The sequence below is a fragment of the Priestia sp. D51 genome (assembly GCF_053345675.1).
Genome location: NZ_JBLTIR010000006.1, coordinates 63,443 through 76,002 on the forward strand (window position 1 = coordinate 63,443; position 12,560 = coordinate 76,002).

At 32.2% G+C, this 12,560-nt stretch carries 15 protein-coding genes; 5 read left to right on the forward strand and 10 right to left on the reverse strand.

Annotated elements, in window-relative coordinates; all coding sequences use genetic code 11:
- Positions 1 to 496: 496 nt before the first annotated feature.
- The 4 genes from ACNHOZ_RS21880 to ACNHOZ_RS21895 all read right to left on the reverse strand — a co-directional run bounded on the left by ACNHOZ_RS21880 (position 497) and on the right by ACNHOZ_RS21895 (position 3,605).
- Entirely contained in the window at positions 497 to 838 is a 342-nt protein-coding gene (locus ACNHOZ_RS21880; protein WP_048018693.1) for a hypothetical protein, read from the reverse strand.
- 202 nt (positions 839 to 1,040) lie between these two features.
- Positions 1,041 to 1,700, reverse strand: a complete 660-nt coding sequence (locus ACNHOZ_RS21885; RefSeq protein WP_048018692.1) for a DUF3885 domain-containing protein — start codon at positions 1,698 to 1,700, stop codon at positions 1,041 to 1,043.
- Between the two features lie 215 nt (positions 1,701 to 1,915).
- A complete protein-coding gene (locus ACNHOZ_RS21890; RefSeq protein ID WP_049164005.1) occupies positions 1,916 to 2,626 on the reverse strand; it encodes a type II CAAX endopeptidase family protein in 711 nt (236 codons plus the stop codon).
- A gap of 721 nt (positions 2,627 to 3,347) precedes the next feature.
- Positions 3,348 to 3,605: a SunI/YnzG family protein gene (locus ACNHOZ_RS21895; protein ID WP_048018690.1), complete on the reverse strand. Its 258-nt coding sequence runs from the start codon at positions 3,603 to 3,605 to the stop codon at positions 3,348 to 3,350.
- Between the two features lie 195 nt (positions 3,606 to 3,800).
- Between ACNHOZ_RS21895 and ACNHOZ_RS21900 the strand changes: the two genes are divergently transcribed.
- The gene (locus ACNHOZ_RS21900) at positions 3,801 to 4,271 is read left to right on the forward strand and encodes a DinB family protein (protein ID WP_048018689.1); all 471 of its coding nucleotides are present in this window, start codon (positions 3,801 to 3,803) and stop codon (positions 4,269 to 4,271) included.
- Positions 4,272 to 4,580: 309 nt separating this feature from the next.
- Here the strand turns inward: ACNHOZ_RS21900 and ACNHOZ_RS21905 are convergent, their stop codons facing one another.
- Positions 4,581 to 5,024 carry a hypothetical protein gene (locus ACNHOZ_RS21905; protein ID WP_048018688.1) on the reverse strand — a complete coding sequence of 148 codons (444 nt, stop codon included), beginning with the start codon at positions 5,022 to 5,024 and terminating at the stop codon, positions 4,581 to 4,583.
- A 185-nt stretch (positions 5,025 to 5,209) separates the two neighbouring features.
- Between ACNHOZ_RS21905 and ACNHOZ_RS21910 the strand changes: the two genes are divergently transcribed.
- Positions 5,210 to 5,935 (forward strand): hypothetical protein, encoded by a 726-nt coding sequence (locus ACNHOZ_RS21910; protein ID WP_048018687.1) that lies wholly within the window; start codon positions 5,210 to 5,212, stop codon positions 5,933 to 5,935.
- A 453-nt stretch (positions 5,936 to 6,388) separates the two neighbouring features.
- Positions 6,389 to 7,324, forward strand: a complete 936-nt coding sequence (locus tag ACNHOZ_RS21915) for a cation diffusion facilitator family transporter (RefSeq protein WP_048018686.1) — start codon at positions 6,389 to 6,391, stop codon at positions 7,322 to 7,324.
- Between the two features lie 352 nt (positions 7,325 to 7,676).
- Here the strand turns inward: ACNHOZ_RS21915 and ACNHOZ_RS21920 are convergent, their stop codons facing one another.
- Positions 7,677 to 7,826: a hypothetical protein gene (locus ACNHOZ_RS21920; protein WP_155404197.1), complete on the reverse strand. Its 150-nt coding sequence runs from the start codon at positions 7,824 to 7,826 to the stop codon at positions 7,677 to 7,679.
- A gap of 316 nt (positions 7,827 to 8,142) precedes the next feature.
- On the opposite strand from ACNHOZ_RS21920, the gene ACNHOZ_RS21925 reads away from it, so the two are divergent.
- Complete coding sequence (locus ACNHOZ_RS21925) at positions 8,143 to 8,274, forward strand: VanZ family protein (RefSeq protein ID WP_080968571.1); 132 nt, start codon at positions 8,143 to 8,145, stop codon at positions 8,272 to 8,274.
- A 228-nt stretch (positions 8,275 to 8,502) separates the two neighbouring features.
- Here the strand turns inward: ACNHOZ_RS21925 and ACNHOZ_RS21930 are convergent, their stop codons facing one another.
- From ACNHOZ_RS21930 to ACNHOZ_RS21940, 3 genes are all read right to left on the reverse strand, one after another.
- A complete protein-coding gene (locus tag ACNHOZ_RS21930) occupies positions 8,503 to 8,952 on the reverse strand; it encodes a DUF6843 domain-containing protein (RefSeq protein ID WP_053074013.1) in 450 nt (149 codons plus the stop codon).
- 223 nt (positions 8,953 to 9,175) lie between these two features.
- Entirely contained in the window at positions 9,176 to 9,838 is a 663-nt protein-coding gene (locus ACNHOZ_RS21935) for a DUF2711 family protein (protein WP_080968570.1), read from the reverse strand.
- A gap of 559 nt (positions 9,839 to 10,397) precedes the next feature.
- Entirely contained in the window at positions 10,398 to 10,667 is a 270-nt protein-coding gene (locus tag ACNHOZ_RS21940; RefSeq protein WP_048018684.1) for a hypothetical protein, read from the reverse strand.
- A 173-nt stretch (positions 10,668 to 10,840) separates the two neighbouring features.
- On the opposite strand from ACNHOZ_RS21940, the gene ACNHOZ_RS21945 reads away from it, so the two are divergent.
- A complete protein-coding gene (locus tag ACNHOZ_RS21945) occupies positions 10,841 to 11,185 on the forward strand; it encodes a hypothetical protein (protein WP_230684693.1) in 345 nt (114 codons plus the stop codon).
- A 128-nt stretch (positions 11,186 to 11,313) separates the two neighbouring features.
- Here the strand turns inward: ACNHOZ_RS21945 and recA are convergent, their stop codons facing one another.
- Positions 11,314 to 12,351, reverse strand: a complete 1,038-nt coding sequence (gene recA / locus ACNHOZ_RS21950) for a recombinase RecA (protein ID WP_028413795.1) — start codon at positions 12,349 to 12,351, stop codon at positions 11,314 to 11,316.
- Positions 12,352 to 12,560: the final 209 nt, after the last annotated feature.

Consider the following 12,560-nt stretch of genomic DNA (forward strand, 5'->3'; position numbering starts at 1 on the left):
TCCTGCGACCCCTTTTCTATAGAAGTAACATCTAACGTATTTTATTAAAAATATCGTTAACTATTACACACATTGTATAAAAAGTTCATATTTATCGTCACTAAGTGTAAATAATAAAACTTTAATAATAACTAAAATACTTTAATGTTTACTTAACTAATAATAGAACGAAGATGAGGTTATTTTACACTCGGAGATTTAATCACAATATTTATTTTTAAAGCTATATGTATATGAATCTAAAAATCTGGTCAGACTAATAACGTATTCCCCCTATCCCAATAAATTCCTATCGCGATCATATAATTTTTAGATAGATGCCATATCTCGGGGAGGAGAACAATCGTTAAAAACATCATAAGGGTCATAACAGAAGTGGTCATAAGTAGATTTTTAAGTAACGTATTATCCGTTTTTATCATCATTTTCCCGGAATTGGTCTTTCCAGTTCCAATAACTATCATAAACCTCGTCATGTAGCATTAATTCACTATGTTCATCTTCCAATTCTTTCAGGTAATAAGTGCTTTGGTTTTATTTGAAGACCTAGCCAGACTCCATCGTTATCAATTTCAATTTCATTCGGATCTGAAACGCCATCTACTAAACACATAAAATCATGAAATAAGCCCATCATATTATCCTTAACTATTTTTTCAATTGCTTTTATTGATGCTGGCGATAAATTTTCGCTACTTAAACTTAGGGCTTCTTCATCTGTTAAGTTTAGTTCCTGCCAAACGAGTTCTTTATTAATATTAGTTAGTTGGTTACCCATTTGCGAATATTCATGTATAAGTTTCTGCATTTCCATCAACATAGCTTTTCTTGAATCCATCGTTATATCCCCATTCTTTTCTTCTTAGTGAAAATTTAATCCCAGTAGTTATAAAGAACTTCCCCTACAGTAATTGGTTTCCAATATGCTATTTGTGCTAATTCTGCATGGTTTAGTTGGTTGTCATTTTTTATTAGAACAGATCCTTTGTTACGCATATATAGTAACCTTTCGTTCAGTGACTCTGCATTTAATAATGTTTTTATTTAAATAAAAGATCTATTTCTTCCCGGTCATAATCTAAAATCCAATAATTATATTCTTCATAAAGAAACTTTATAGATTCTTTATTAGAGGCTAATACATCACAACCTCGATCATCATACAAATGAAAAATGATTTCTTTAGAAAGATTAACAAAATAAATATCATAACCACTTTGTGGGTTGTTTTTAAGTATGCTAGATGGATGATCAAAGTCTTCATAACAAATAGCTTTTAAGAGTTGTACATATTTTAGTTCTGGTTTCTTACAAGAAAGTGCAAATCGATGAGTGACAGATTGATCATCTGCCTCATCAAATACACTAGGTAAAGGATGATGACTTAATTGATATAGCTTTTCCTTATTTTTTATGTATTTTAAATATACGTTTAAAGGTCTTTTTTGGAGGAAGATATCTTTTTTTATGGAGTGTACATCCGTAACAAGAAGAATCTCATCTTCTTCCTCAAATACTGCTTCAAATAATCGGATTGAACGATAAAATGCTTGCTCTAAATGTTCCTTCTTATAATAAGGTATCAAAGGATCCGATATTTCAAAACGAATGCTATTTTTCCATGAATAAAATAGAGAAGGGCCTAATATTAGTCTTTCAAAATGTTTTTCTAAAAATGAGTGTAGAATATCATGGTTCATATATTTTTCTCCGTGGTTTTTGATTTTATTTTAACATTTTTCTAAGTGAATTCTTTATATACGATATAAAAAGCTCTCTTTATAAATTCTGTTCTCAGAACACATTAAAAAGGAAATTTTATGAAACTTCAATACTCAATTTAAAGGTAGAAATGAATAGTAATAAAAAAACACCTGAATAATAATTTATTCAAGTATCTCTTGATAATAGTGATTTAATTTTCTTTAATTACACTTGAAGGGCTCTTTTTATTAGGCAAAAAGACAAACTTCGAATCAATAATGAAATGTAGTGCGATAGGAACCCACAAAGAGCCTGTCCCCACAAGAAGAAAAAACATAATGCCACCTAAATAGGAAGTGAATAGTACCCCTTTCCAGCCTTGGTATAGGTGAACAATTCCAAATAACAGACTTGAAATAATTCCAATTGCAACGGTAGATAAATGAAAAGGGAGGTGGTCGAAATAATGAAACATTGCGCCACGAAAAATAATCTCTTCGCAAACTCCTGCTGTAACTGCTACCAAAAGAAAAAACAGCCTTTCCTTGAAGTTTGATGGCAACAGAAATTGAATACTCTCATCACTTAATCCTTCGGAAATTTTCTCTCTAGCATTTTTGGAAAAGGAAATCATAAAAACAATCATTATAATACTAATTCCTGCCCCCACTCCCGCAGACAGTAAAAAATCTTTATCTAAAGAAAATAAAGGTTTTTTAATAGAAAATAAGTTGTTAAACGTGTGTTTAGTCAAAAACCAATAGACTAGAAATATGATGACCAATATCCATTGAGTAATAACAATTTCCCCGTACATTCTCCATTTGTTTAGTTGATTGCTTTTTATTTTCTTTAAATAAAAATAGTCCCATACTGGATACCCTACAATAATTAATAGTAAAAACAGAGTAAGAAATATCATGTTTATCCCCTCTTAGTTGTTAAATATTTTCAAACCCATTTTATTATAACATTGTGATTTTTAGTAATTAGAATAAATTATGTTTTATTTTCTAATTGTAAACAATTAATACTGTAACCATTTTTGTATTGAATATTAACAGAAGACAGGTGTTAACACTGAGACAACTGTCTAGGGTTCCTATTTAATGAGCGTAAGAAGTTCCCCCCTCTCCCAAAAGGTAGGTTCTTTTGTTTTTAAGTTCTATTTAATTTTTTTATACCTCTAGTTTTTATAAACCACGTTATTGGCGCAGATTCAACTATATGGTAAAATGACCCTTTAGAGGATTAATAAAGAAATAGGAGTGTATTTTATTTGTTACATGTAGTAATACCGCTTTTAGTACTAACAACTGTGCTCTACTTTTTCATTTTAAGAGCTAGAATAAAAAAGGTAGGTTTTCAACCTAAAGAAATTCTCTCCAGTTTATGTTTTTATATCATATCCATTAATTGTTTTTTATCGATGTGGCTAAATTATAACGGTACAATAAGTTGGGTTGTTAATATGATGTTACTATTACTCGCTGCTTACTTTACAAAGTATTTAAAAGTAAATAAAAATACATAAGATATTTGATTTGTAATTAATATAATGGACTTTATTGGTAGTGAAGCTAAATATTAATGGCCACATCTGTGGTTAGATATGGCCATTATGTATACATAAAAACTATCGATTATGAGTTTATTCTGTTTATGATTGTCGCCCTGTTTGTAGTGAAAAGTATGTAATTTTTCTTCTTAGTTTTAATGAAAATTCGATCAGTTGTTCCATATGGAGGACCTATGCGGATTGCATCAACTGCTTTACCTCCATACGTATCGTCTTCCGTAATCTCAATAATATCTTCTAGTGCAATATTAAATTTAGCAAGTTGCCATTTTATGATTAATTCTTTTTCTGTTTTCTTAACGTCAATTCCCACTGTAAACATATAAACATCCCCTTTTTTCCTTATAATTACATTTTAACACACTGTAAAAGAAGATAAATTAATGAATACAATATGCCGAGTTAATTAACATAAAACGTATTATAAGAACCATAAACATTTGAAATAAATTTAGTTAGATGTTTCTCTTTTTAATTTGGTAAAATTATCTAAGAAGATAGAAAGGGGGAAGAAAACATGAGCACAACCGAAATCATATTATTAAACATAAAAGAGATTAGAAGAAGAAGCATAAAGATATGGGAAGCAATTCCTCAAACTGAATTGGATTGGAAGCCAGATAAAGAAGCTATGACATGCATAGAGATGGTTCGACATGTCTTAGAGTCAGAATATTATTATCATCTAGCTATTAAAAATAGGGGTAGCTTAAAAGAATTTGACTCTCCTTTTGAAAAAAAACCATTGATTTGTGTAAAAAGTGAATTGGAATTTGCAGACATATACCATCAACAATTTCTAGAGATGATAAGTACCTTTTCAGATGAGGATTTAACATGTATTCAAATAGATCGTTCAGATGTAGGCTATATTCGTTCTTTAGGTGATATGTTATTGCGTATAGGTTATCATGAGTCCGTACACGCAGGACAACTCTTACAGTATTTAAGAACAATGGGAGTTGATCGTCCTAAAGTCTGGGATTAAACCAGTTAAGCGCTTATGTATACCACATATACAAACCCAGTTAACATAATCAGCATTTGAGATTCTAACTGTTTCATTAGAATCTCAACTCTGAGACATATAGTGAAATTTTCACCATACACCGCTTGGAGATATTATAAAGTGCCTTGCTGTCGATAAAAAAGTTCCAATTAATTTGACATTATCCAGTCCCTAGAAACCTAACGCGTTTTCTTTTTCAGGTTTCCATCCAATATGCCATATTCGTTTTGAGAAATTCTTTCACTTTCTGCATAGCTTATAGATTACAATAAGCAATGTCAATTCCCATTAAGTGCCCAAAATGGTGATATACGAGTGTGTTTGACATACCTTTGTTATCCACACTGTAAATTCGTTAATCATGTTAATTAACTCACGAATGTACTGGTTTTTGTGATGATCAAACTGTTTGTACGTTTCCTCCACTTTGCTAAAATCAATCCATTTCTTTAGTTTAAGCATAGGCGGGTTGGTGCTCAAAAAATACGCGAGTTCTTGCAGCTGATTACTGATTCTCAGCCATGTTTCTGCTTTGATTTCTGTCACTTGGGTAGGTTGATACTGTGGCACATACTTGCAAATCGTGGTGTAGAAATAAGCAAAAGCTTCATCAGCAAAATAGACCGATTCTTTATTCCAATACTTTGCATTGTACTCACCTGGCTTCACTTCGATATAATAAGCATTTTCGACCTTGTCCACGTTGGTTATCATTTCAAAAGGAGATTCCATAGTAACACCTCTTCTTTAGATAACGTTAGTATGTCCGTTTTTATTAGTGATTCACCTAAAAATCACTCCCAAGTTAATAACATGTAATTTTATTTTTTTAACCATTTATAAAACATAGGTATGATTGCCCTTCCTTTGAATAGGTTAGTTGTAAAAAAACATATAGCCGAAAGGAAGTAGCAATTATGCATATAGAAATAAATACCTTATTTATTTTAGGTTCTTTAATGGGTTTATTAGTAGGTGGAGGACTTCTTAAATTAGTTAGTCACCTGTCACGAGGTAGAATTCAGTTTATGTATGCGATATGTGGAGGAATCTTATTAGGGTTGTTATTTTTTGATATCCTTCCTTCCACATCGCATCTGTATGATTTAAAAGGCGTTCTATTAGGCATCGTAGCAGGATATATCGTTATGCTATGCATTGACCTCTTTTTGCATAAAACAAATAGTGCAATTTCACCTTTTCAGTCACTTATTTTATTAACGGCTGCAATCTTCTTTCATAATATTATCACAGGTATTACCTTTGGGATAACAGATCTACATCAGTCAGCTTCCGTATTTGTAGCTACCCTCTTACACCAAATTCCAGAGGGGATGGCCCTAATGACCGTTCTCTCCATAGCAAAAATACCTAACGTCTTCTTTTTATTCATTATAGTCCTTCTATCACTATCTTTGGGAGGGAGTTTATTACTTGGAGAAAGTGTACAAGCTTCCTCGCTTAAAATACAAGCTTTATCGACCGGAGGAGCAATTGGTACTCTATCTTTTGTTATTTTTCATGAAATAATAGGAAAGGCTATTAGCCACTTCAGAAACCTACATGTATGGCTATTAATATCGCTAGGAGTACTAATTATTTATATTTATCACTATTCCCTTTCACTATTTCATAGTCATTAAACTTATATAGAAAATTTTAGAGATCTTAATTTATAAGGTCTCTTTTTTTATTCTTATAAGATTAATCATATTACATAAGAAATTCAAAAATCGTGATCCGAATTTTTTCTGATTTGTTAAAAAGAAGTATGAGATTGATTTGGAAACAGCTTTTGAGTGACATAAATGATTTTTGATGAAGTTGAAAATACTAAAACAAATGGTCAAATTAAATCTTTAAATGATGAAGCTTCTGTTAGGGTTTCCCAGAACTTAAAAGCACCATCCCATCATAAAAGAATTAACATTCTGTATATACTGTATTAAAAGGAATCTTTAGTATATAAGGCTTTCGGGGATTTAAAGATCCACCCATTGAGTTTTTTGAATAAACTACTTTTAGTGACATCCAGAACAAGAGAAATAACGTTTTTTCAAACAATGATCATGTTTTTGCAGCAAGGAGAGATTTTTATGGGAAACAACCACAATCACGACCACGGAGATGTATTTCACTCCCATGCTCCGATTGGGAAAATGAAATTAGCATTTTTTCTTACTTTAATTATCCTGGTAGTCGAATTAATTGGAGGATTCATTTCACACAGCTTAGCCCTACTTTCTGATGCTGGACATGTACTTACAGATATTGCAGCCATAGGGCTATCGTGGTTTGCTATGCACCAGGCCCAAAAGCCAGCTTCGGAAAATTTCACTTACGGGTATCACCGTTCAGGGATACTAGCTGCTTTTATTAATGCCATGACGTTAATTGTTATTGCTGTTGTCATACTATACGAAGCGGTTGATCGCTTTAAGGATCCCCAACCAGTGGGAAGTACATGGATGTTTATTAGTGCATCTGTTGGTTTAGCCATGAACCTTTACTTAGGTCTTGGCTTAAGGAAGGAAGACAACATCAATGTGAAAAGCGCCGTACTTCATATGATTGGGGACGCAATGGCTTCGGCAGGAGTTATTATCGGAGGACTTATTATCCTATTCACTGGGTGGAATATCGTAGATCCAATCCTAAGCGTTCTTATTGCATTCTTAATTGCTTTGGGCGCATGGAAAATTGTAAAGCAGACAATAGGAATTTTAATGGAAGGTACACCGAAAGGAATCTCTTTAGAAAAAGTAATGGAAACAATTCATGCAGTTAAAGGTGTACTAAATGTCCACGATTTACATGTTTGGAGTATAACTAGTGGGAAAAATGCATTATCCTGTCATGTGGTGTTAAATAATCAAATAAGTTTCCTGGAAAGCCAGGTCATATTAAGAGAAATTGAATCCAAACTTCAACATCAAGAAATTGAGCATGCGACTATCCAGTTAGAAAACGAAGAGCACCCTCATGATGATTCAGCTATTTGCTCTACCATCAAACGTGAAGGTCATTACTAATACAATTTGGTGTTTTTATATGTGTAAACCCTGAAGAATATTGCTGTCGATAATAAACTAAATGTATAGGTCAACAGACAAAAAAATCATGATTCACTTTTACGAATTATTATTTCCCAGCTCTTTCTTACATTATGAATGAGTTTTTGTGTTTCTAAAAAGATATATTTTCACGAACAAAATATTCAAATCTATTGCAGAGTGTTAAAGAAATTATTATCGTTAATAAAATAAAAAGCCACCCAGTATGAACTGAACCCCAATTGTTAGACAAAGAAACTTTAATGAGTGGGGTGCTTTTATGTCTAGACATACATACTATATCTTTTCATACAATCACATGTAAAAAAGACTAGAAGAATTTAAAGAAAGTATTAATAATAAAAATCACACTTAAAAGTGCAATAAAAACAATCAATTCAATTGTTTCCTCACTATCTTTTATTTTATACTTTAAATCTCTATCTTTAAGCTGTATGTTTTTCTTATATCCTAATTCCATATGATTAATTCCTTCCCTTTATGTATTCGTTTTAATTGGCATGTTTACTATTTGGCTTGTTTCCACATATAAGTTAGCACCCTCTATACTGTGTTCTTATGCTAATGTATTCTCTACTTTAGCTGTTATATTATGAGCAGCGTCTACTCCCAAGATGGAATTTGCGAGAATGGAGATATCTACTACGGGACTCCATAATGTTTTCTCTCTTTTATCCTAACAAAGCAAGTTCAAGTGGGTCTATAGCAACCTTTTTGAAGGATTCTATAAAAATAAACCCCTATCAAGAAAGTTTCGTTAAGTAAAAAAAGTAACAATCTTAGATTTATCTGTTACATGTTTAATTGAATTTATTCAATATTTCATGGGACGTAGCTTAGATATAGGCGATGTTCTATTTAATATGTTTGGAACAGTTATAAGTTATGTGGTTCTTTTAATAAAATAAACAAGCCAGTAAAATAAAAAAGGGAGACTATATAGATAGATGCCTTTTTATTCTAATAAGCTGGTTGATGGTAACTAGGTATATAATTTATAAAGCAGAACAACCTACTGCTCCTATACAGTAGGTTGTTCTGTTGGGAATACGTTATTAGTCTGGCCAGATTTGTAGATTCATATACATATAACTTTAAAAATAAACATTGTGATGACTTTGTTTTTAAAAATATACTCACTGACTAAAACATTCAGGTTGAGGTGTGCTAGCATCGTCTTTCCCACCTACAAAAAAGGTAAAATAGTTTCCGTTGTAGTCATCTTTAGCCGTCATTTCCCAATTAATGTCCCTCTCCCAATTCAATTTCTTCACTTTTTTTCCCTGATCATTTACATAATAATATTCTGAGTTGTGCCAACCTGAATCTTCCGTAGAATACCAACCAAAAGATTCTGGCGAAGATGTTTCCAACTTTCCATCCTTAGAAATTTTATGAATAACTTTATCATTTTGGACTTTTAAAGGCGGCGTTCCTTTTACGTTATAAAAGACACCAACACAGCCTTTGTAGCCATTTGGTATTAAATATACGGTATCTATTCCTCTTCGTTCGTGAAAAAATAAAAAATAGATTGTACCAACCAACAACAATAGTACCACAAATATGTATCCTATTTTTTTCATTCTTTACTCCTTCAATTTCAGTACAAATATTTGATAAATTTATAAAAATACAACGTTCGTTCATATGACAAACGTTATCGCTAATAAAAAAAGGTTCATTTATCATCATAAGTCTTCGCTTTTATATAATTGATGGCTCAGTTATAACCCGACATAAATTACATTTAAGAACTTGTATACTCCGTTCATTATTAGTTAATATAATCATGATTTTAAGCACTTACTAAAAGAACGAATTAAGAGATATTTCTTTGTCACATATTAAAGCTTCAAGATTAAGGGGTTTAATTATATCCTCGATATTTTTATCTTTAGCTACAAGCAATGTTATAAAAGAATCATAGATTCCCATAAACGCAAAATCCATATTTTCATCTGTAATAATTGACTCATTAGGAGATAAGTTAGCTATTTCTAAAAATGACATATCATTGACTTTAAATGAACCATTTGTGTCATGAATAGGTTCAGAAAAATACAAAGTATTTGCCCCTTTTGAACAGAGGATTCTTAATAAACTATTTAGTATAAATAATGATGTACAATCTTCTTCAGGGTAATAAAAATCATAATTAAACCTAGCATAGGAAGCTAACTTTTTATATTCATCGCTAGTATCAGTAAGGTTTTGCAACGCTATGGATAATTCTTTGTAGGATCCTAGATTACTCTTGGACATTACTTCTTTCCATGATATCGGTTCGCCAAGGTTAATTATTTCCTCATCACTAGGATATATATGCTGATAAGGGTTTTCTCTCTTTGATTTTTCCCAACCAAATGGCATCTGAACGAAAGGATGAAATAGGATAGCAGCAGATTTAAAGTCGTGAGGTAATTGAGGTAAAATAGGTAGATCCCAGTCTAACCTTATATAATCCAACAATACATGAACATCTCCCTTCAATGTAGGTAGTTACGTATATTTTATATGTGTAGAATACTCACTTCTATTTCCTTAGCGTTCTTTATCTTTAAAGAACATTAGATCAAAAAAAGTTAAACTAATAGCCATCGCTAAAGGCGTGCTAAAATCATAACTATCTATTTCAGAGGGCCGAAAAATATAGTTGAAAAAATATATGGCAGCGCTAAAACAAATGAACAGTCCAATAAATTTAAATAGTCTCTTTCTTAGTTCACACCATTCCATGTTTTTGATGTTGAGGATAAATGTAATGATCAAATATAAAGATGCTAGAATAATGAAGAATACATAACTTAATGTAAATCCAAATGAATTATCAATATCCATATAAACAATAAAAGATATAATAATTGTACTTAATACACATAGTGTACATATGATAGGTGTTACGGTATTTTGTCTCAATTTCTCCCCTCTTTCAGTTTTTAAACTTATCGTCTATTTACGAAGAAATGCTTTTACTCTAAACAAGCTTCGTGAAAATAAAGAAACGCTATATGTATAGTACTTGTTTCCTTTATAGAACATACAAAATGAATCCAATAACATAAACTAAAAGAGCAATCGTCCATTTGACTGTTCGGGAGCATTTAAATTTATTTAGTTTACTTGATAGACAAATAGCAATTATACCGATAACAATGTAAGTCCCTGGAGACCTCCATGATTCAGGAGTCAATGTAAAGAGTATCCAGCACATCCCTAATACAAATGCAGCACTAAGCTGAGATGAGTGCTCTTTCGTTTTATGTCTTTCACTTCTTGTCGGTAGTTGATTAGTGTCCATTTACTTCGTTCTCCTCTCTTATCGTTACATTTTATCAAAAGATTGGCATGATTTCAGTCGCGAATGAAAAATTTGTATAATAAGGGTGTATGAAGGAGGACATTAAATGAATAAAGATATAGAAGAAACTGTTGTGAAATCCTTTTTTTGGGAAGAGAATTTAAGAAAGAGTCATGTTTAAACTTTTTTCTCCTAAAAAACGGGATAAAGCATTGTATCGCTTTAACCACAATTATAAAAAAAATTTACGTGAACAATATATGATTGAAATTCCGACGCCTAATTCATGTGCTAGTGAATTAGCTAATCTACTTAAAAAACATGGTGCAGGGAATCAGTGCTACACCCTTTCTTTTAACGAAGATATCGATGGAAAAGAACCACCTTTACTTACTGCTTTAGAGCATGCAGTAGGCTATGGGTTTCCTTCTCTTATTGTATGTATTCCAAACAAACTTGCCTATTTTGAAGCTGAACAAGTTTATGGTCCTCCACCACGTTACATTTTAAAGCGATAAAAAAAGCCCTTCTAAAGGGCTTTTATACGCGCTGTATTTATCCATTTGTTTTTATTAGCGTTAACTTTTTATGCTTCCAATGAAATGAATGGACTTGAAGCTGCCGGGAAAGGCATTTTAAGCTTTTATTAGCTTTCGTTTTCACTATCGCTATCGTTATCAATATCATTATCGTTGTCAGTATTACCATATTTAAAATCAATAATGTTTTTTCTAATTTCTTCTCTGATTTCAGGGTTTTCTTTTAAGAAAACCTTAGCGTTTTCTCTTCCCTGTCCTAAACGTTCTCCATTATATGAAAACCAAGATCCAGACTTTTGAACAATATCTACTTCAGAACCAATATCTAAGATTTCTCCTTCTCTTGAGATACCTTCTCCATACATAATATCTACTTCAGCAATGCGGAAAGGAGGTGCCATCTTATTTTTGACTACTTTAATTCTTGTTTTGTTACCAACTATGTCATTTCCCAGTTTAAGTTGTTCAGCGCGGCGAACCTCAAGACGAACGGAAGAATAGAATTTTAGTGCTCTTCCACCTGGCGTTGTTTCCGGATTTCCAAACATAACGCCTACTTTCTCCCTGATTTGATTGATGAAGATAGCAATGGTTTTAGACTTATTAATTGCTCCAGATAGTTTACGAAGGGCTTGAGACATCAAGCGAGCTTGTAGACCTACATGAGAATCTCCCATTTCCCCTTCAATTTCTTTTTGCGGAACTAATGCTGCTACTGAGTCAACAACAATAATATCTACAGCACCACTTCTAACTAATGCTTCAGCAATTTCAAGTGCCTGCTCACCAGTATCTGGTTGAGATAACAGTAACTCATCAATATCTACACCTAGTTTTCTTGCGTAAACTGGATCAAGTGCGTGTTCAGCATCAATAAAGGCAGCTCGACCTCCATTTTTTTGTACTTCTGCAATCGCATGTAAGGAAACTGTTGTTTTACCTGAGCTTTCGGGTCCGTACACTTCCATGATTCTTCCTTTTGGATAACCATTAATTCCAAGAGCGATATCTAAAGCTAATGAACCTGAGCTAGATGCCTCAACTTTTGTATGTGTGCCTTCCCCCATCTTAATAATTGATCCTGTACCGAATTGTTTTTCAATTTGTTTTAGAGCCATATCTAGTGCTGCTTGTTTATCATTCATAATTTAAAACCTCCGATTGTTAGTACGTTTACAGTAAACGACAATGTATATGGATAAATAATAAGGATTGGCTCAAATGTTTTTGCTCCGTGCGAGAAAATTTTGTGTTTAACTGTCTTGGTTTATTCTATTGTTCCTTTATTTATCTCTAAACCCTTAATATCGAACGAATGTTCCTATTTTGTAATCATACAATAAACGCATCTAGT